This window comes from Proteinivorax tanatarense (genome assembly GCF_040267685.1).
Taxonomy (GTDB): Bacteria; Bacillota; Proteinivoracia; order Proteinivoracales; family Proteinivoracaceae; genus Proteinivorax; species Proteinivorax tanatarense.
This window is the reverse complement of sequence record NZ_CP158367.1, coordinates 1,740,820-1,761,449: the sequence shown is the minus strand read 5'-3', so window position 1 is coordinate 1,761,449 and position 20,630 is coordinate 1,740,820. Positions and strand designations below refer to the sequence as shown.

At 33.0% G+C, this 20,630-nt stretch carries 24 protein-coding genes and 1 riboswitch; all 24 genes read left to right on the top strand.

From position 1 onward, the window contains the following. Nucleotides 1-3 precede the first annotated feature (3 nt). The 24 genes from floA (at nt 4) to aroF (ending at nt 20,616) form a co-directional block, all read left to right on the top strand. Nucleotides 4-990, top strand: a complete 987-nt coding sequence (gene floA, locus PRVXT_RS08710) for a flotillin-like protein FloA (RefSeq protein ID WP_350342492.1) — start codon at nt 4-6, stop codon at nt 988-990. Nucleotides 991-1,009: 19 nt separating this feature from the next. Continuing rightward, nucleotides 1,010-1,471: a hypothetical protein gene (locus PRVXT_RS08705; protein ID WP_350342491.1), complete on the top strand. Its 462-nt coding sequence runs from the start codon at nt 1,010-1,012 to the stop codon at nt 1,469-1,471. A gap of 104 nt (nt 1,472-1,575) precedes the next feature. Further along, nucleotides 1,576-1,851: a sporulation protein YqfC gene (yqfC, locus tag PRVXT_RS08700; RefSeq protein ID WP_350342490.1), complete on the top strand. Its 276-nt coding sequence runs from the start codon at nt 1,576-1,578 to the stop codon at nt 1,849-1,851. Between the two features lie 21 nt (nt 1,852-1,872). Then, nucleotides 1,873-3,066, top strand: coding sequence for a sporulation protein YqfD (yqfD, locus tag PRVXT_RS08695; RefSeq protein WP_350342489.1), 1,194 nt, complete (start codon nt 1,873-1,875; stop codon nt 3,064-3,066). 19 nt (nt 3,067-3,085) lie between these two features. Then, nucleotides 3,086-4,036, top strand: coding sequence for a PhoH family protein (locus PRVXT_RS08690; RefSeq protein WP_350342488.1), 951 nt, complete (start codon nt 3,086-3,088; stop codon nt 4,034-4,036). Between the two features lie 32 nt (nt 4,037-4,068). Then, entirely contained in the window at nt 4,069-6,120 is a 2,052-nt protein-coding gene (locus PRVXT_RS08685; protein ID WP_350342487.1) for an HD family phosphohydrolase, read from the top strand. An 11-nt stretch (nt 6,121-6,131) separates the two neighbouring features. Continuing rightward, on the top strand, nt 6,132-6,569 hold the full coding sequence (gene ybeY / locus PRVXT_RS08680) for an rRNA maturation RNase YbeY (protein WP_350342486.1): 438 nt from the start codon (nt 6,132-6,134) through the stop codon (nt 6,567-6,569). 6 nt (nt 6,570-6,575) lie between these two features. Continuing rightward, nucleotides 6,576-7,043 carry a diacylglycerol kinase family protein gene (locus tag PRVXT_RS08675; protein WP_350342485.1) on the top strand — a complete coding sequence of 156 codons (468 nt, stop codon included), beginning with the start codon at nt 6,576-6,578 and terminating at the stop codon, nt 7,041-7,043. 1 nt (nt 7,044) lies between these two features. Next, nucleotides 7,045-8,103: a DUF881 domain-containing protein gene (locus PRVXT_RS08670; RefSeq protein ID WP_350342484.1), complete on the top strand. Its 1,059-nt coding sequence runs from the start codon at nt 7,045-7,047 to the stop codon at nt 8,101-8,103. Further along, on the top strand, nt 8,103-8,525 hold the full coding sequence (locus PRVXT_RS08665) for a cytidine deaminase (protein ID WP_350342483.1): 423 nt from the start codon (nt 8,103-8,105) through the stop codon (nt 8,523-8,525). The genes PRVXT_RS08670 and PRVXT_RS08665 overlap by 1 nt, the downstream gene beginning before the upstream one ends. Next, nucleotides 8,515-9,405, top strand: a complete 891-nt coding sequence (gene era, locus PRVXT_RS08660) for a GTPase Era (RefSeq protein WP_350342482.1) — start codon at nt 8,515-8,517, stop codon at nt 9,403-9,405. Before PRVXT_RS08665 ends, era begins: the two co-directional genes overlap by 11 nt. A gap of 42 nt (nt 9,406-9,447) precedes the next feature. Next, nucleotides 9,448-10,182, top strand: a complete 735-nt coding sequence (recO, locus tag PRVXT_RS08655; RefSeq protein ID WP_350342481.1) for a DNA repair protein RecO — start codon at nt 9,448-9,450, stop codon at nt 10,180-10,182. A 17-nt stretch (nt 10,183-10,199) separates the two neighbouring features. Then, a complete protein-coding gene (locus PRVXT_RS08650; protein WP_350342480.1) occupies nt 10,200-10,574 on the top strand; it encodes a DUF4342 domain-containing protein in 375 nt (124 codons plus the stop codon). A gap of 68 nt (nt 10,575-10,642) precedes the next feature. Further along, nucleotides 10,643-11,410 (top strand): glycine--tRNA ligase subunit alpha, encoded by a 768-nt coding sequence (locus PRVXT_RS08645; protein WP_350342479.1) that lies wholly within the window; start codon nt 10,643-10,645, stop codon nt 11,408-11,410. 22 nt (nt 11,411-11,432) lie between these two features. Continuing rightward, nucleotides 11,433-13,421 carry a glycine--tRNA ligase subunit beta gene (gene glyS, locus PRVXT_RS08640; RefSeq protein WP_350342478.1) on the top strand — a complete coding sequence of 663 codons (1,989 nt, stop codon included), beginning with the start codon at nt 11,433-11,435 and terminating at the stop codon, nt 13,419-13,421. 115 nt (nt 13,422-13,536) lie between these two features. After that, nucleotides 13,537-13,845 (top strand): hypothetical protein, encoded by a 309-nt coding sequence (locus tag PRVXT_RS08635; RefSeq protein WP_350342477.1) that lies wholly within the window; start codon nt 13,537-13,539, stop codon nt 13,843-13,845. A gap of 41 nt (nt 13,846-13,886) precedes the next feature. Then, nucleotides 13,887-14,066, top strand: a riboswitch (cobalamin riboswitch). Nucleotides 14,067-14,504: 438 nt separating this feature from the next. Continuing rightward, nucleotides 14,505-15,359 (top strand): ABC transporter substrate-binding protein, encoded by an 855-nt coding sequence (locus tag PRVXT_RS08630; protein ID WP_350342476.1) that lies wholly within the window; start codon nt 14,505-14,507, stop codon nt 15,357-15,359. Nucleotides 15,360-15,369: 10 nt separating this feature from the next. Further along, entirely contained in the window at nt 15,370-16,389 is a 1,020-nt protein-coding gene (locus PRVXT_RS08625) for a FecCD family ABC transporter permease (RefSeq protein ID WP_350342475.1), read from the top strand. Further along, nucleotides 16,386-17,636 carry an ABC transporter ATP-binding protein gene (locus PRVXT_RS08620; protein ID WP_350342474.1) on the top strand — a complete coding sequence of 417 codons (1,251 nt, stop codon included), beginning with the start codon at nt 16,386-16,388 and terminating at the stop codon, nt 17,634-17,636. The genes PRVXT_RS08625 and PRVXT_RS08620 overlap by 4 nt, the downstream gene beginning before the upstream one ends. Then, nucleotides 17,637-18,218 (top strand): cob(I)yrinic acid a,c-diamide adenosyltransferase, encoded by a 582-nt coding sequence (locus tag PRVXT_RS08615; protein WP_350342473.1) that lies wholly within the window; start codon nt 17,637-17,639, stop codon nt 18,216-18,218. It abuts the gene before it with no gap. 35 nt (nt 18,219-18,253) lie between these two features. Continuing rightward, a complete protein-coding gene (locus PRVXT_RS08610) occupies nt 18,254-18,673 on the top strand; it encodes a hypothetical protein (protein WP_350342472.1) in 420 nt (139 codons plus the stop codon). Between the two features lie 24 nt (nt 18,674-18,697). Next, on the top strand, nt 18,698-19,300 hold the full coding sequence (locus PRVXT_RS08605) for a class I SAM-dependent methyltransferase (protein ID WP_350342471.1): 603 nt from the start codon (nt 18,698-18,700) through the stop codon (nt 19,298-19,300). 151 nt (nt 19,301-19,451) lie between these two features. After that, complete coding sequence (gene aroH / locus PRVXT_RS08600; protein ID WP_350342470.1) at nt 19,452-19,823, top strand: chorismate mutase; 372 nt, start codon at nt 19,452-19,454, stop codon at nt 19,821-19,823. After that, nucleotides 19,807-20,616, top strand: coding sequence for a 3-deoxy-7-phosphoheptulonate synthase (gene aroF / locus PRVXT_RS08595; protein ID WP_350342469.1), 810 nt, complete (start codon nt 19,807-19,809; stop codon nt 20,614-20,616). Before aroH ends, aroF begins: the two co-directional genes overlap by 17 nt. The last annotated feature ends 14 nt before the right edge of the window (nt 20,617-20,630 follow it).

Sequence of the window (20,630 nt, the reverse complement as noted above, 5' to 3'; positions counted from 1 at the left end):
ATAATGGGACCAGAAGTTGCTTTGTTTTTTGTTGTAGTGGCACTTGTTGTTATCTTTGTAGCAGTCTTTTTATCATTTATTCCAATAGGGCTGTGGATCTCAGCTCAAGCTGCAGGTGTTAAAATTGGATTTTTTAATCTTATAGGAATGAGGTTTAGAAGGGTAATACCTGCTAAAATTGTCCAGCCCTTGATAAAAGCCACAAAAGGTGGTCTTCAGTTAAACACAAATAAGTTAGAAGGTCATTATTTAGCTGGTGGTAATGTAGATAGGGTGGTCAATGCTTTAATCGCAGCTCAAAGAGCTGATATTGAGTTGGAATTTGAAAGGGCAGCGGCTATTGACTTAGCTGGAAGAGATGTGCTTCAAGCTGTGCAAATGAGTGTAAACCCAAAGGTTATTGAAACACCAGTAGTAGCTGCAGTAGCAAAAGATGGAATTGAAGTAAAAGCAAGAGCAAAAGTTACAGTTAGAGCTAATATTGATAGACTTGTAGGAGGGGCCGGAGAAGAAACAATTATTGCAAGAGTAGGTGAAGGAATTGTTACTACTATCGGTTCTTCAGAAAGTCATAAAACAGTGCTGGAGAATCCAGACACTATTTCTAAAACTGTATTAAATAGATCGCTAGATTCTGGAACTGCTTTTCAGATTTTATCAATTGATGTAGCAGATGTAGATGTAGGCAAAAATATTGGGGCCACATTACAAGCTGATCAAGCTGAAGCTGATAAGCAAATAGCTCAAGCAAAAGCGGAAGAGAGAAGAGCGATGGCAGTGGCACAAGAACAAGAACAAAAAGCTAATGTACAAAAGATGCGTGCTAAAGTTGTAGAAGCTGAAGCAGAAGTTCCACTAGCTATGGCTGAAGCTTTAAAGGAAGGAAAGTTAGGTGTTATGGATTACTATAACCTTAAAAATATAGGCGCTGACACCGATATGAGAAGTTCTATTTCTAAGATGAGTGGTTCCGAGGATAAAAATAAATAAAAAGTAGGTGTTTTATACTATGGAAATACTCATTTTTATAATTATAGTTATAATTTCAGTTGTTTTAAAATCAAATAATCAAATTGAACAAGAAAAACAAAAAAGAAAAGCAGAAAAAGAGCTACAAAAGCATGGGGTTCCTGTCCATAAGCATTATACAGATCATGGTGAGGATTATTCTGGATCATTTAGAGAAGAAAACAAGCAACAAGAGTCTATTGACCCAGGAACTAGTCCAAGAGAAGTGGAAATGTATGAACAAACAAATAATCATTACAAACAACAACAAGAAAAGTTACAAAAAACAAAAGAAAAAACTAAAAAGCTAAAAAGTAAAGAGAACTTAGGTGCTTCTATAGGTGAGACAATAAAAGAAAATGAAATTGGGACATCACACAACACTCTTTTTACTGACAGAAAGCAATTAGTAAATGGTATAATAATGTCAGAGGTGTTGAGTAAACCTAAGTATAGAAGATAAGCTTTTCAAAGGTTTTAGGGATTTTTATCCCTAAAACCTTTTTTTGTTGTTATAGAGTGGTATTTACTAGCATAAATTTTAAACAAGGTCAGGAGGTGGAAATGTTGGGTAAAACTAATTTAGTGAAAAAAGGTTTTGCGGAATTTTTTGATATTCCCAAGGATATATTGCTGGATTTGCCTAGAATTATATTGATAGGTTCTATGCAGATATATATAGAAAATCACAGAGGGATTATTGAGTATAAACAGGATTTAATAAGGATTAGCATTAATAGAGGGGAACTACACATTAAAGGTAATGATCTAATGCTTAAAAATATGTTTAGTGAAGATATATTTATAGATGGAACCATTGAATCCATTGAATACAAATTCTAGAAATAAAGGGGGAAACTATCATTGTTTTTCTTTAATTTATTAAACTTATATAAAGGATATCTTGTTATTGAGGTATTTGGGAAATTTACGGAAAAATTTTTAAACATGGCTATTACTAGAAAGATTTACTTATGGGATGTCAAGAGGCATAATGATAGTATCACATTAAAAATAGGTTTGGATGGGTATAAATCTCTATGGCCTGTCTGCCGCAAAACTGGCTGTAGAATGAGAATAAAGGAAAAAAAAGGACTTCCTTTTAAACTAAATAAACTTCGTAAAAGAAAAGTATTTGCATTTGGAATACTTTTCTTTATAATAGTCTTATATATATCTTCTCAATTTGTACTTTTTGTCGATGTAAAAGGAATAGAAGAAATAGATGAGAGAGAATTTAAAGATTTTTTAGATATGCAAAATCTTAAAAGGGGAGCTTTCCAACCACTTTTGGATATAGATAAGGTAGAGTATGAGATTTTAATTAATTATCCTCAAATAGCTTGGACATCTATAGAAACTCAAGGAACTAGGATGGTAGTACATTTAGTGGAAAAAGATATACCAAAGGAATATGATTATTCGCCTACAAATATAGTGGCTGAAAAGGATGGCCTGATTACAAATTTATTGGTTTTATCTGGAGATTCTTTAGTAGAAGAAGGAGACATCGTTACAAAAGGAGAACTTATAATAAGTGGTGAATTATACAATGAAGACACAAGAACTCATATGCTTGTTCGTTCTTTAGGAATAGTAGAAGCAAAGGTTTGGTATCATGCTACGGGAGAAGCTTATAAAAAAGAAAAAGCATTACAGAAAACTGATGAACAGGTAAAAATACAATATTTAAATTTGTTTAACTTAAATATAAGGGTGCCATCAAGACAGAAATATAATTTAGGTGATTATCATGATAAAGTCATAACTACCCAACCGTTGGCATGGCGGGGATTAGAATTCCCTGTTAGCTTGACTTCAAAAACATATACCAACTATGTTTCAGCAGATGTTTCTTATAACGAAGAAGATATGGTCGACCTGGCAATTAAACGAGGGTACAATCAAGCAAAACAAATGGTGCCGAAAGACGTCGAAATTGAAAATAAAGTAATACAAATAAATGAAAGGTCAAAGGAGCGAGTGGAAGTTGAAATAGTTTTGGAAACTATCGAAGATATAAGAGAAGACGAAATAATACAAACCCATGATGAATAATAACTTAGGAGGTTTTTAATTGCACACTGAAAATCTTTGCATAGAGGACTATACTCAATTACAGGCGCTTATGCAAAAAAACTGTATGTATATAGAGAGGTTAGAACAAGAGTTTAAAGTACAAATAAACTCTTTAGAGAAAGGACTTAATATTGTAGGAGATAAAAAACAATGTATAAAAGTTTACAAAATTCTTAAAGAGCTAATTTATGTTTACAAAACTCAAGGACATTTTGATGAACAACAATTTAACTATATCCAACATATACATAAAAAAGGTGATGACATGAGTTTTAAAAACTTAGGCGAAACTTTAGTAAAAACCTATGATGGTAAATCTATTAAACCAAAGACAAGTGGACAACAGAAATATATAAAGGCAATTAAAGAAAATGAAATAACATTTGGAATTGGCCCTGCGGGGACGGGGAAAACTTTTCTTGCTATAGCTTGTGCTGTTAAAGCTTTAAAACAAAAAGACGTACAAAGAATTATATTAACTAGACCGGCTATTGAAGCAGGAGAAAGTTTAGGTTTTTTACCTGGAGATTTACAAGAAAAAGTTGACCCTTATTTAAGACCCCTTTATGATGCCTTAGTAGAAATGCTGGGGTTGGAATCTTTTCAACGCTATATGGAAAAAGGAGTTGTAGAAGTTGCCCCTTTAGCATATATGAGGGGTAGAACATTAAACGATTCTTTTATTATTTTAGATGAAGCACAAAATACTACAACACAGCAAATGAAAATGTTTTTAACCCGTTTTGGTTTTGGTTCTAAAGCTATCGTAACCGGTGATATAACACAAACTGACCTTCCTGATGGAAAATCATCTGGTTTAACCCATGCTAGTAAAATTTTAAAAGATGTAAATGATATAGACTTTGTTTATTTAAAACCAGAGGACATAATTAGACATCCAGTAGTTTCGGAAATAGTCAGCGCTTATGATAGCGAGAAAACAAGTTGACTTGAACCTATTATAAAAAGGTGGTGTAATGTATGAACATTTTAAGGAATATAACAAATTTTGGAGCATCTCATCTGAAGGAATCTGCTATGTCCAAAACAATTATAGTATTAGCTGTAGTAGTCCTAACTTACGGTATTCTTGGTTGGGGGTTACTACCGCAAAAACACTCTTTAGAAGTAGGACAAGTTGCACAAGAAACAATATATGCACCTAGAACAGTTGTAGATCAATATGCTACAGAAAAGGCTAGGCAGGAAGCAGCTGATCAAGTCCCAGATGTATATGTACTAGACCAAGCTTCTGTAGAAAGTGCTATAAATGAACTTTCTAAACAGTTCTCCAACATAGAAAAAATGTCAAACGAGGAAGACTATCTTGAAACTGAAGATGGCAGTTTAGAAGAGCTTCGGGAAGTGCTAACAGATGATGAAATAAGTAGCCTCGTTAATATGAGTTCTGAAAAAAGAGATGAACTTTTTGAGTTTTCTCTTGTTACTTTGGAATCTGAACTTAAACAAGGTGTAAAAGTTGATGATGTAGATCAGGTAAAAGAAAGTATAGAAAGTAAGCTTATGTTTGAAGGTGTAACGGCTACTCAACAACGAGCGCTTATCAAGTTAACCTTAAATCATGTAGAGTCCAACTTAAAATTTTCACGGGAGGATACTGAAGAAAGCCGTCAAGAAGTAAAAGAGCAAGTTGAAGAGATAAAGATTTTAAAGGACTCGAAAATTGTAGATAAAGGTGAAGTGGTTACAGAGCATCATATTTCACAGTTGGAAAGCTTGGGGTTACATGAGACTTCAACTCAGCACCTTAACTTCTATGCAGGGCTAGCATTGGTAATTTTAATGGTGTTTATTTCAGTAGCACTTTATCTTTACTTTAATGAACCTAATATTTGGGAAAACTCAAATAATCTTTTATTATTAGGAATTATTTTTTGCATAGCATTATTTATAAGCAAAGTTTTTGAGCTTTTTTCTGGTTTTTTAATTCCAATGGCAATGGCTCCTATTCTTGTAGCAATTGTATTCAATGCAAATTTAGCTCACATAATTAACATTGCTTTGGCGATATTTGTGGGAATTATTACTGGGAATAATTTTGTTTTTGTTGTTTTCGCATTATTGAGTGGTATGATTGGGATTTATTCTGTGCGCAAAGTTACCCAACGTTCTGATTTGACTAGGGCAGGGGCTATTGTTGCAATATCTAATATGTTAATTATATTATCATTAACATTGCTAACTGGTGCTTTTCAAGGAAATACAGATATGATAAAAACTATATCAGTGGATATACTATATGGGATGATAAATGGCCTGATTGCCAGTATATTAGTTATTGGAATTTTGCCTTTCTTTGAAAATATTTTTGGTATTACCACATCTATTAGGCTATTAGAGTTGTCCAATCCAAATAATGGTGCACTAAAACGGTTATTAGTGGAAGCACCGGGAACTTATCATCATAGTATAGTAGTAGGAAACTTAGCTGAAGCTGCCGCCAATGAAGTTGGTGCTGACTCTCTTTTGGCTAGAGTAGGATCGTACTATCATGATATAGGTAAGGTTAATAGACCTTTTGCATTTATTGAAAATCAATTAGGTAAAAAAAATCCTCATGATAATTATGACCCTAAGTATAGTGCAAAAATCATATTACAACACGTAACAGATGGTGAGGAAATGGCCAAAAAATATAAGCTTCCTCCAGCGATAACTGACCTTATATCTCAACATCACGGTACAACTAAGATAAGTTATTTTTATCATAAAGCTAAAAACATAGATGAGAATATTAAAGAAGAGTTATTTAAATATAATGGTCCTAAACCTCAAACTAAAGAAGCTGCTATTATAATGTTGGCTGATTCTGTGGAAGCAGCGGTCAGAGCTATTAAGGAACATGATAAAGATAAAATAAAGGATGTAGTTAAAAAAGTTATAGCAGCTAAACTAGAGGAAGGGCAACTAGATGAATGTAATATGACGTTTAAAGAACTTGCCATGATTGAAAATAAATTTGTAGATGTATTACAAGGATTCTTTCACAAGCGAATCAATTATCCTAGTTAAGAGGTGAAGAAATGATTGTTTCAAACATTGAAGCTTTAGATGAGTTAAAAATAGATATAACTATTGAAGATTATATTATTAAAGCCTGTTCAATTGTTAGCGAAATGGAAAAAATAAACGATAAAGAAGTTAATGTAATTTTTGTTGATAACCCATTTATTAGTAACTTAAATGATAAATTTAGAGGCAAAAAAACACCTACTGACGTTTTATCTTTTCCATTTGACACTGGCTTAGAAGATGAATTTTTAGGAGAAATATATATTTCCATAGACAAAGCAAAAACACAAGCGGATGAATTTGGACATTCACTAAATAGAGAAATTATTTTTTTAGTAGTCCATGGTTTATTGCATCTGATTGGATATGAACATGGTGAGCAAGCAAATCCAATGATGAGAGAAAAAGAAGAAAAAGTGTTAAAGGAGCTGAGACTGTATAGGGGGTAGTTTAAAGTGTCGGCAAAAAAAGTTGCTAAAAGTTTTAAATATGCTATAGAGGGTATTTTATTTGCCGTTAAAACACAGCGTAACATGAGAATTCATTTGCTTGTGACAATAATAGTTGTATTACTAGGTACTTATTTAAGCTTGTCAACTACTGAATGGGCTGTGATACTGTTCAGTATAGCTTTAGTTATTTCTATGGAGCTTCTAAATACTGCCATAGAAAAGACTATTGATTTAGTTACCAGTGAATATCATGAATTTGCAAAAATAGCCAAAAATGTCGCTGCAGCAGCCGTTCTCATTTCTGCTTTTAATGCAATAGTAGTTGGATTGTTAGTTTTTTATGATAAGCTTAATAAATTAGTAAAACCTTTGATGGGTATCGAATCTACAATAGAAGCGATTATTCTTGGCCTGTTGGGTGTAGGGGTTATATTACTTATTTTAAAATTAGTTATTAATGGGGGAGAGTAGCATGTATTCTAGAAAAATTGAGTACAAAATAACAATAATTACTGTGTCTGTCTTGGTTGTGCTAGTACTTAATATGGCGATGTTTTTAACTAGCTTTGGATTTTTTGGCTCCCGAGGAGACAAGGACTTTCATGCCGCTAAGGAACAAGCACTTACCTTAGTTAGGTATAACGAAAGATTGGCAGAAGACTGGGGGGTTCAAGATTCAGCTGATGTTACTAATGCATTATCTAACCTAATGTATGATATTGAACAAACAAATAATATAGATGATTTGTCTAGGATAGTAATGAACCAGGGAAGTGAAACTCAAAGAGTTATAAGAAGGAGAGCAGAGGCAAGGCAATCAGAAATTATTTTGTCAAAAATTAGTAACGATAGCAACGTTATAGCCACCGTTGATAAAAAAGAGATAAGTGTATCATATAATTCAGATGGTGATATTGAGTTTGATGATAGAGGACTACTGACTAAAAAAACTAAAAAAGAAATAACAGAATATATTGAGGAACTCCCCACCTTATGGGATAGAACAGTTGAAGCTGAAGTGGAAAATGGTTTGGCAACACTAATTACCCCAAGGTCATCTGATGAGTTAGAACAGCAACTAAGGACAGAAATGGATCAATTAAAATCAGAAGTGGAGTCATTAAGGATTAGCTCTGGTCATGCTGAAATGACGGGAGAAGGTATTATAGTGCGTTTTTATGATAACCCAGAAGCGGTCGGTGAAAATGTTAATGATGCTATAATCCATGATTATCATATACTAGAAATAGCTAATGAACTATTTAACGCAGGGGCTTTAGGTATAGCGATAGATGGTAAAAGATTAACAACAAATAGCTCCATCAGATGTGCAGGAACATTAATCCATGTTGATCATCACCCTATTTCAGTAGATCCTGTGGAATTTCATGTGGTTGGAGATCCTGACCACTTAAAAAGTGGATTGATGTTATATATAAAAACTCGTTTAATACCACGAGGGATAGAATATGAAATTGAAGTGCCAGAAGAAGATGTAACACTACCGGCTTATACAAGGAGGAGCAATTAATGGATAAAAATACTGTAGAAAAACTTATTGCAAAAGCAAAAGAAGCTATGGAAAACGCATATGTACCCTACTCAAAGTATCCAGTAGGAGCGGCTTTACTTACAGAAGATGGTAACATATATTCAGGTTGCAACATTGAAAATGCATCCTATGGTTTAACAAACTGTGCAGAAAGAACAGGGATTTTTAAAGCCGTATCCGAAGGTTACAGAAACTTTGAAGCTATAGCAATCATTTGTAAGGGTCAATTAAAAGCATCACCATGCGGTGCTTGTAGGCAAGTAATAGCAGAGTTTTTGCACAAAGATTCCCCTGTTGTACTGGCAAATGAAGATGGTGAATATACCTTAACAAATGTTGAGGGCTTGTTGCCAGGAGCATTTACGACAAAATCACTGTTGGGTGATAATAATGACTTTTAAATCAGGGTTTATTTCAATCGTTGGGAGAACTAATGTAGGAAAATCAACTTTGCTTAACAATATTTTAAATCAGAAAATAGCTATTACTTCAAATAAAGCACAAACAACGAGGACAAAAATACAAGGTGTTCTTTCAACTGATGAATATCAGATGATTTTTATCGATACACCGGGAATTCACAAGCCAAAATCAAAGCTTGGAGAAAATATGGTCAATGTAGCTAAAAAATCAGTAGTTGATGTAGAAGCAATATGTTTTATAACTGATATCTCTCAGCCCATTAAAGCAGGCGACAAATTTATCTTAGAACAACTTAAGTCAGCTAATGCACCTGTAATTTTAGTTGCTAATAAAATTGATTTAACTGACCCAGCACAGGTGAAACAGAGAATAGATGAATTTAAAAGTTTGTTTAACTTTGCAGATATTCTTGCATTGTCGGCGCTACAACAAGCAAATGTAGATAGTTTGCCAAAATTATTGTTAAAATATATAGACGAAGGACCTAAATTTTATCCTGAAGATATGATTACCGACCAGCCAGAAAGGGTAATCGTACAAGAATTATTAAGAGAAAAGATTTTAGAGCTTACTAGGGATGAAATTCCCCATGGTATAGCAATTGATATAATTAGGTTTACAGAAAATAGTAAGGGAACTGTAGAAATTTCAGCGAATATCTATGTTGAGCGTGAGTCGCATAAAGGGATTGTTATAGGAAAAAGTGGAAAACTGTTAAAGGAAATCGGAAAAAGAGCTAGGTTAGATATAGAAGATTTTCTTCAAACAAAAGTTTTTTTAGAGGTTTGGGTTAAAGTTAAAAAAGGCTGGAGAGATAAACATAATGCCATAAAGGATTTCGGTTTATTGGGAGAATAGCAGAGCTTATTTTAGGATATATTAACATTGAGGGTGAAGTAAATGCTTATTAACACAAAAGCTTTAGTATTAAAGTCAGTACCTTTTAAAGAAAGTGATTTAATAGTTACCCTCTTTACAGAAAGACTTGGAAAAACTACTGTACTAGTTAAAGGTGCAAAAAAAATGAAAAGCCGACTTAGTCATAGTATCCAAGTCTTTACTATAGGGCACTATACATTTTATAAAAAAAATAATAATTTACCCATTTTAAGACAGGGAGATGTTGTGCTAGCCCATAAAAACCCCTCACTTAACTTTGGCATACTCTCTGCATCATACTATGTTTGTGAGTTTATCAATTTTTTCATGCCTGAAAATGAACCAAATCCTAAATTTTTTAATCTTGCCGCAAAGACCATGCATCTGTTAACAAGTAGAAGTAAAGAAGCACTGCTTATATTGGCTGGATTTAAAATTAAGTCTATGGCACTTATGGGTTATGCGCCCTGCCTGACAGAATGCGTTTTATGTGGTCAATCAAAAGATGACTATATATTTAGTATTTCTCAAGGTGGTCTTGTATGTGATGGCTGTTTACCCCATAAAAACAAGTTCATTACCAAAAGACAAAGATTTTTAATGTTGTTGTTATTAAGGACTACCTTTGAAGAAATATTAAAAGCTGACATACAAGAAAAAGAAATAAAACAAATGAATATAATATTCAATAAATATATTCAATATTACAGCGATGGTCATATCTTTAAAAGTGAGCAAGTATTCCAAAAAATTTAAGTTTAGGGGGAAAAATTTTGGATGAAATTCGAAAAATAGAATATATTATCGAAAAAACTAAAGTTAGTTATGAAACAGCCCATAAAGTACTTCTTAATTGTAACGGTGATGAAATAAAAGCTGTAGAAAAAATTAAGGAGCTCAATAAAAATAGCAGTACCTACTCTGAAACAATAACTGTAGAAGGTTCTAATTTACTAGAAAAAATTAAAGAAATAATACGTGAAGGAAACGTAACTAAAATAATTGTAAAATCAAAAAAAAAGGTTATGCTGGAAATTCCAGTAACTGTCGGTGCAGTTGGAGTGATTTTAGCACCATATGCAGCAGCGATAGGAGCTATAGCCATGTTGGTGACGGACTGCACATTAGAAATTGAAAAAGAACATTAGGCCTCTCGTAATAACGGGAGGCAATTTTTTAGAGTTAAACTTCAACAGGTTAAGGAAGGGGTAAAATAATGATGTTTCCACAAAAGTTAGAGAATTTTTTTTGCAACCGTGGTTTTGAAAAACAACTTCAATATAACGAAGAACGTACAAGTTATTTACTTCATCCATACCTTTTTTTTAATAGTGATAGCAAAAAATATCCATCTGTTTACTATTTCGACTGGTTAATAAATAGGCGGGAACTAAAATATGGCCCTCAAAACCATGATTTAATAGCTAGGGAGTCTTTTACCGCAATTACAAATTTTCTAAATTTTAAAAGCTCACCTTGTACATTTTATAAACAAGCACTACTGACCATGGATACAATAAATGATGGTAATAATATAAGCTTTGTTCCTACAGATCTTTCGCAAAGCGCTATAGGCATACAAGGGTATGGTTGGGAAGTGACTTTAGATGGTAGATATATCGGAGAGATAGTTATTGTTGAAAAGTTAGCAGGAAAACAAGTAAAGGAAAAGGCTGTCTTTCATTTTGACTTGACTGCGATATGTGTAGTGAAAAAAAATAAAAGTATTCAAATAGACCAGGAGTTACCCATGTATCTTCACAACCATTCTAGTAAAGATGTTTTATACGACTTGTTTGATATTTACATGTCTGAAGCAACTTATGCTTTGAGAAACCAGCTTAACTATACAGCATTTAATTTTTTAGTAAAAAGCATACTAGTTTATGAATTTTTAGTAATAAGGGGAACACTAAGTATTACTGAAAAAATAGGGTATAATAAGAAATTTACAGAGTTATTGCAAACCTGCATACAAGAATAACACTATTTTATGGAGGAATACCATGAGCAATCTTATTCTAGAATTGAAATTTGACCCCATTTTATTTGAAAGTCAAGGTGAGGCATATAAGGCTTTTGATAATACAATAAGAGTTCTCTTGAAAGAATATAGGCTAGACTATAAAAACATAGAAATATATTTAGATTCTCAACACTTTTTTTTAATAGTAGATAAAGTTCCCTCTATCCAACATCAAAAAATTGAGCTTATTAGAGGGCCTCAAAAAAACCTTGCTACAACCCGCTGTGGCAAGAGAAACTTCATGTATAAAAAATTTGAGGAGCAAAAAAAAGGCAAAGATGGTTATGTAACTATTAAAACTGAAAATAACAATCAATATTTTTATGTAGAAAAAAAGTTGGAGTGTAAAAGGATCAACGAAATAATTCCCTCTATATGCAGTCGGTTAGTAAAAGAAGTCCCACTAACTTATAAATTTCCTCTAATTATAAAAAGTATTTACGCATCCTATGATGGAGAACCTATTAAGGTTGAGTTAAATGGACTAAAAAATGAGTCTGCTATTCCCGAGACTTCAAAAAAATATATAGAAAGAGCAAAGGAACACATAGATCTTGAAGCAAAGAAACAACAATTACTGTTTCAAATAAACAAATCCTTAGGAGATAACTGCTATCCATACAGTGACAAGCTTTTAAAGAAAAGCTTATTTTACACAAATAATCCAAACTTATATTTAGGGCGATTTGATCAAGTATTCTTAGACCTGCCTGTTGAAATAATAACAGAGGCTTTAAAATATAACCCTAATGTGATACTTTTAAAACAAGATGGTAAGCTTACAAATAGATATGGCATATTACTCAAAGTAAGCTCATTATTAGATGCTACTATAGAGAATATAATTATAGAAATAAATAAAAAAATACAAAAAGCTTATAAAATATACAGTGATGACATAGAAAAAGATTTTGCCAAAAATACCGAAGAGCTTAAAAACCTTGTGTTTATAGAAGACCTAGGAACTATGTATGATAAAGTTCAAAGAGTTAAGCATATTTCTTTAACCATAGTTGACCTACTAGAAATAGGAGAACCGATTTCTACCTTTACGGTTAAAGGTGCTGAGCTATGCAAGAATGATCTATTGACAAAAATGGTCTCTGTACATCCTTCTTTACATGGTGAAATAGGAAAACATTATTCCTTATTATGGGATGAAGAACCAGAGGTAGCTCAAGGAATACAAGAATACCTGTATCCACAAAAAAAAGAAGACCAATTACCTCAGACCATGGTAGGGTCAATATTGAGTATAGCAGATAAGCTAGATACTATTGTTGGGTGCTTTAGCTCTGATCATGGTCCACCGGAAAGTTCTGATCCTTTTAGAATTAAAAACAAAACTGATGCTGTTATAAAAATCACCTATCAAAGCCACATGAATATATCTTTAAAAAGATTGATCAACCTTTCTATAGCCCTTTATGAGTCTTTTCACATTTTAAGACAAAAGGATAAGGATACCTTATTGCTAAAAATTATGTCTTACTTTAACCGTCGTTTTAAGTTGCTACTTGCTAGAAAAGGCTTTAACGAAGGAGTTATAAAAAGTATTACCTCAAATAAAAACACAAACCTTACACTAAACTATGAAAAAGCAGAATTTTTGCAAACTAAGTTAAACAGCGATGATATTAAAGTGGCAGTAAGAATCTATAATAGAGTAAACAATATCCTATTAAATGATAATATTGAAAAAATTGAACTAGAATTTTTAAAGGATGAAGCAGAAAAAAAGCTCTTTGAAAATTTGACCTATTGTAAAAATCAATATTATGATAATATAGAAAAAGGGGAATTAGAACAAGCATTCAACCAACTTCTTAATTTGCAAGAAAGTATTGAGAAGATGTTTAATCAAACATACATTTTAACGGATGATGTGGCTGTTAAAAAAAATAGATTGGCACTGTTGGGGGCTGTTAAAGAACTGTATTTAGATTTTTGTGACTTTAGCAAACTGTGATATAGATGCTGCAATATATTTTTATTAAATTTTCATCAATAGGGCGGAAAAGATTTAAAGTGCAAAGAAATCTTATGTCCTGAAGGCTCAAATGTGAGAAATAAGGAGGAGTTAGATGGAGGAAGTGTTAAAGTTTCAAGCTGTAAACATAGCCATAGGCCTTGTTTTTTGTTATGGCTATACAAGAAGGAAATATAGATGGATTCTATATTTGGGGCTTGCTTTTATAATCCCTGCAATATTTGAACTAAGTGTATTTGTGCTCATAAAAGACGCTGATAATGTGCCTGTACTAGGTTTTATCGGCCAAATATTGTTTTTTGGTCTAGTGGTGTTAACTATTTTCACTATGTTTCAAGAATTTGGGCAATATAGAGAAAAATTAAAAGAAAAAGAGAAGGAAAGAAAAAAGAAGAGGAAATAGTTATTGTAAATTCATATAACGTTGGTATAATCAAAAGTATACAAGTTTATAGTAAATTAGGTGCCCTTTACAGGGATAAAAGGGAATCAGGTGCAAAACCTGAGCGGACCCGCCACTGTTAAGCCTTATTAGTGCTGATATAAACCACTGTCTACCTACAGATGGGAAGGAATATTAGTTTTTAGGCTAGCCAGGAAACCTGCCTAATTTCTACAATATTCATGTCCCTTCGGGAGGAGAGGGAGGTGGTTTTATTCTTTGTCTAAAAACTACCTGTAGAGGTAGTTTTATTTTTAGGGTGGGCCTCAGCACGTACCTTACTTGGCGGTTAAAATCCAATGTGTACTTGACAGTTAGGCCCAAAAAACATTAATTGCCACGAAAACGTTGATACTTGCTCATTCTGCTGGGACTAAGATCTGGACTTGAAACTAGCTGGGATGCTGGGTTGTAAAGGTGTGTGTAAAGTGTTCTCACCAATGAATTGACAACTATACAGAGTCTTTTTAAAACTAGATATCGAATAGAAAGTCATAAAGTTAGTTAAATAGCTAATCTATTGTGTTGCTGCCAATAGGTTTTCGTGATTAAAATCCTCTTGCCATTGACGCATAGTCGTGTGAGAGGGCAAGGATATTAAATTAGTTAGGGGCGATAATATGAAAAAGATTTTAGCAATTTGTGGTATAATAGCCTTACTTTTAACAGGGTGTTTTTCATCCGGAGAAACCGATGATTCTGAAAGTATAATTGATGATGCTGGTAGAGAGGTAAATGTTTCAGATATAGAAAGGGTGGTATCATTAGCACCAAGTAACAGCGAAATAATTGCTTCCCTTGGACAAATTGATAAACTAGTGGGTAGAACAGATTTTTGTAATTACCCAGAAGAAATTATGGAGATACCTTCAGTTGGTAATGCTTTTGAAGTTAACTATGAAAAGATCCTTGCATTAAACCCAGACTTAGTAATAACTATGGGAGAGCAAGATGAAATTGTTCAAAGGTTAGAAGAAATGGACATAGATGTAATGGTTGTCAATCCAAGTAGTATAGATGAAGTTTTTGAAGGAATAGAAAAAGTGGCTCAAGTTCTGGAAGTTGAAGAAAAGGGTGATGAAGTAGTAGCAAATCTTAAAGAAGAAAAACAAAACATTTTAGATGAAGTGGAAGAATCAGGTCAGACTGTTTTCGTTCTCCTAGATAGTACTGCACTTTACACAGTAGGTTCAAACACCTTTTATGATGAAATAATTCAGCTGACTGGTGCAACAAATGTAGGGTCAGAAAGAGAAGGGTATTGGGAAATGTCACAGGAAAAACTCTTGGAAGTAGACCCAGATATTATAATATACTCCTGGCCCCCTGAGGATGAACTAACAAACCTGCCTGGTTGGCAAGAATTAACTGCAGTTAAAGATGATAATATATACCAGATTGATGATGACGTAACATCTAGACCTGGGCCTAGAATAATAGAAGGCCTTAAAGAGATACATGACATTGTTAATTAGGGTGATTTAAGTGAAAAAAATATACTTGATTAGTTTTGTAGCGTTATTAATAGCAATTTATTTAGGGGTTGCCTTTGGGGCCACCCCTATCTCTATTTCTGAACTAAACTTAGAAGATTTTATAAAATTTTCCAAACAGGAGTTAGAAGATGATACTCCCTATATTATTATATTTAGAATGAGACTTCCTAGAGTTATATTAGCTTTTTTAGTTGGAGGGGTGCTAGCTGGTTGTGGAGTTGCTTTTCAAAGTTTGCTAAAAAATCCTTTGGCAGAACCATTTACTTTAGGGGTATCTAGTGGAGCAGGTCTTGGAGCAACTATAGGGATATTTTTATTGACTTCTGTAACGTCCTATTCTTTAGGTATACCTTACTTAATATCACTATTAGCCTTTTTAACTGGACTTATAACTGTTTTTATAGTGTTAGCAATTGCTAAAAGTCAAGGGCAGCTAAAAACTGTTAATTTAATATTAGCTGGTGTAGTAATTAGTTCTACATTTTCTGCACTTATTTCTTTTATAATGTTATTTGCTGATGAAAATATGCGTCAAATATATTTTTGGCTTATGGGAAACCTGAATCGAGCTACATGGGATAGGATATACATATCATTATTACCTATGACCATAGGTATGTTTATAGTAGCTTTTAATTTAAAAAGATTAAATATAATGCAGTTAGGTGATGAAACGGCGCAAAGCTTAGGTGTTGAAGTCCAAAAAGTAAAAAAAATCGTGATGCTGGGCTCTACTTTGGCTACTGCTGCTGCTGTTTCAGTATCTGGGCTTATTGGTTTTGTTGGACTTATCATTCCCCATACCCTACGTTTAATACTAGGATCAAATGTTATGAAGATTTTTCCCTTATCAATTATTTGGGGGGGAATATTTTTAATACTAGCAGATCTTTTAGCCAGAATGATTTTAGCCCCTATGGAAATCCCTGTGGGAGTTATTACAGCTTTATTTGGTGGTCCTTTCTTTTTATACTTATTAAAGTCAAAAGCAAAGGGGGGAAGGGTATGATAAAAGTAAGTAATTTAACTGTTAATAGAGGTAATAAGAATATAATATCTCAATTTGATTACTTTTTTCTAGATGGACAATTTACATCAATACTAGGACCCAATGGTAGTGGTAAAACAACTTTGTTAAAAGCAATTTCTGGACTTATTCCATATTCAGGAAGTGTCCAGGTTATAGAGCGAGAACTTCAAGATATAAATATTGCAAAAAGAGCAGAGTATATGGCTGTTTTACCCCAAACAACCCATATAGAATCAGATTTAACTGTCTATGAAATAGTTAGCATGGGAAGATTCTATAAAAAACAGCAAATTTTTCAAAATCTATCAAAAGATGATGAAGTAATCATTACAGAAGCTATGGAAATGACTGAAGTTATAAAACTAAAACAACGTAGTTTTTTAAGCTTAAGTGGAGGAGAAAAACAAAGGGTACTTTTAGCTCGAGCTTTAGCCCAACAGCCCAAAATTTTATTACTAGATGAACCAACGGCTAGTTTGGATATAAACTATCAAATAGAGATTTTAAAGCTGCTAAAAAAATTACAAAGCAAAATGAAGATTACGATTATATGCGTACTTCATGATATTCAATTAGCTGCTGAATTTTCAGGACAAGTATTATTGTTAAATGACGGAAAAGTTGTTGACTTTGGTAAACCTGAACAAGTAATAAACAAGGAAAATATTCGTAGAACTTTTAACATAAATACTTATGTTTATTGGGATTCTTTTAGAGAAAAACTGACGTTAATACCCATTGATAAAGAAGAAGCATCTGATAAGTTTTTGGGGAAAATTCATATCATTGCAGGAGGGGGGAGCGCTGGAAATATATTGGAAGTTCTTCAACATAAAAAGTCCGAACTTTCAATGGGAGTGATCAATATAGGAGATAGTGACTGGCATAAATGCAAAGAGTTAGGAATAAAAACTATTACAGTGCAACCTTATACTCCTATAACTGACGATGCTTATAAACAGAATGTACAGCAAATATCTGCTGCTGACTTTGTTATTTTTTGTCATACCCCTATAGGTAATGGAAACTTGAAGAATTTAGAGGCATTGAAGCTAGCTAATGAAAAGGGTAAAACAATTATTATAGTTGAAGGAGAACAATTTACCAAAAGAGACTTTACTGATGGAAGGCAAGGGAGTAAAATATATGAAGAGTTAACTAAATCCGAGAATGTTTATAAGGTGAAAAATGTAAATGAAATGTTTAATCTTTTGGAGGTGGACTAAATGTTTAAAGGATTAATACAAGTTTACACAGGCAATTCTAAAGGAAAAACTACAGCAGCTTTGGGCCTTTCTTTGAGAGCAATTGGACATGGGTATAAAGTATATTTTTTGCAATTCATGAAAGGGAGTAATTATTATGGTGAAATTTCTACGTTAAACAAGCTTTCTCCCCAGATCGAACATGCTCAATTTGGGAGACCGTGTAGAAATGGAGGACTTATAAAAGAAGGCTTATCTACCTGCATTGCTTGTGGAAAATGTTTTATTAAAAAAGGAGATGATATTTCACAAGATAAGGAAGAAATGAAGAAAGCACTGGATTTTTCCCTTGACATAATTACATCAGAAGATTATAACATAGTAGTACTGGATGAAATTTTAAACTGCATATATTTTGATATAATTACAGAAGATGAGCTTCTTAATCTTCTTAGTAAAAAGCCATCTACAGTAGAACTTGTTTTAACTGGTCGCAACGCTACGGAAAATATAATATCTAAAGCAGACCTTGTTACTAATATGGGACAAGTTAAGCATCCTTTTGAACAAGGTGTTATGGCTAGAAGAGGGATTGAATATTAAAGGTATTTTTAGTAAGATAATTAGGGGGGATATTTGTGGTTAAAGTAACTCTTATGAATCAGTCAAAGGGTATTCGGTGTAAAATAAGGTTAGATATACCTGGGTATAACAAGTCAGGAAGGTTTTTATTTGGAGTTAAAGACGGGATTTCCATGGCTAAAGAAAATAGGCTTAAAGAGGTAAATATGTTGAAAAATATTCCTTTTCAAGGAGTGAAACTAGAAAGAATATCTTCGTCTTTAGACATATACACCCTTGAAGAAGAAAAAGGTAATATATCTTATGCTCCTATAGAATTAGAAGTTATGGTTGACCTATTAGAAGATCTTCTTCCCTTTATAACTCGACCTGATTTTAGCAAAATAGAAATATTAGATCCCTCTGATATTAGCTTGGATAAAGCGCAAGGTGAGCGGCTATTGACAAGAATCGGGTTAGAGTATCACAACAAATAATAGCTTTAATGAAAGGTGAGAAAGATGTCAGAACATTATTTTACTGCAACCCCCAAAAGTGAAAGCAATGAAAAAAAGTTCTCAGAACAATTTATGGGGAAAAAGTTTGAATTTATTTATGACACCTCTGTATTTTCAAAAGGAAGAATTGATAAAGGAAGTGCTCTACTAGTTAAAAGCTTTGTGGAAAACAACTCAAAAAACCGTCAAAAGGCACAGGTGCTAGATTTGGGATGTGGATATGGGTTTATATCAGTGGCAATTTCCTGCTTTTTAGAAGTGTCTATGACTAGTGTAGATATTAATAGCAGAGCTGTTTCTTTATGCAAAAAAAATTGTGAAAAGAATAATGTTTATAGTAATTGTATTCAAAGTGATGGCTTTAAAAACATTAACAGCAACTTTGACTACATTTTAGTTAATCCTCCTATAAGAGCAGGAAAAAATGTAGTTTATACTATATTGAAGGATTGTCATAAGCACCTAAATGCAGAAGGAGAGTTATGGGTAGTTATTAGAGTTAAGCAAGGAGCAAAATCCTTAAAAAAATATTTACAATCTTTTTTTAGCCAAGTAGATACTATTGACAAAAAAGGAGGTTTTCACATATTAAAATGTGAGAAATGATGGATATTTTTAATATTTTAGAAAAAAATGAGAAATCAATAATAAAAACATTAATTTACATATCAACCATACTTTTGATAATACAAATTCTATTGAAAATCCCATCTATAAACCATATACTTGTTTATATTTCTAGATTGGAGGGTTTTTGATGCAAGCAATAAGAGGGGCCATTACTGTAACGCAAAATAACGAAAAAGAGATTAGAGAAGCTACACATTGCTTAATTGGTGAAATATTAAAGAAAAACCAATTAAAACCAGAAGACTTAGTTTCAGTAATTTTTTCGCTAACTGATGATTTAAATGCATCAAACCCAGCAAAACACTTTAGAGAAATGGGGATGACTGACACCCCATTATTTTGTGTTCAAGAGGCTAAAATAAACGGTGCTCTAAAAAAATGTATCAGAGTAATAATACATATAAATACTATGGATAAAGATCTTTTTCATATTTATTTACGTGATGCAAAAAAAATGAGGCCTGACATATCAGGAGGAGAAAATGGTAACGAAACATGAAATCCAAAAACTTATTCCACTAGCTAGTAGAAAAAATGCTGGCGAAGATTCCGTAATACAAATTAAAAATTTAGCAATAGGGAAGTCACCAATAATTATTGCGGGACCATGTGCTGTAGAAAGTGAAAAGCAAATGGAGTGCATTGCTTCTTTTCTACATGACCACTCTGTGCCGATTTTAAGAGGAGGTGCTTTTAAGCCAAGGACTTCCCCATATAGTTTCCAAGGGTTACAGGAAGAAGGACTTAAAATATTAAAAAAAGTTTCAAATAAGTATAACTTGATAACGGTAAGTGAAGCTGTTGATGAAAGTTCCTTGGAACTTGTGGCGAACTACTGCGATATTATCCAGATAGGTACTAGAAATATGTTCAATTATCAATTACTAAAAAAGTTAGGTGGTTATTCAAACCCGATACTTCTCAAAAGAGGGATGTCGGCTACCATTGAAGAATTTTTAACTGCTGCGGAGTATATAATGGCAAGTGGAAATAAAAATGTAGTGCTATGTGAAAGGGGTATAAGAACTTTTGAAACATACACTAGAAATACTATGGATTTAAATGCAGTTGCAGCTATTAGAGAACTAACACACTTACCTATTATAGTTGACCCCAGTCATGGAACAGGTAGAAAGTCTTTGGTGCTGCCTCTATCTAAGGCAGCTATAGCAGTTGGAGGCCAGGGAATTATGGTAGAAGTACATAACAACCCTTCCGAAGCATTATCTGATGGAGCTCAATCGTTGGACTTATCATCATTTAAAAATTTACTTTTGGAATTAAAAACATAAAAAAATAATAATAG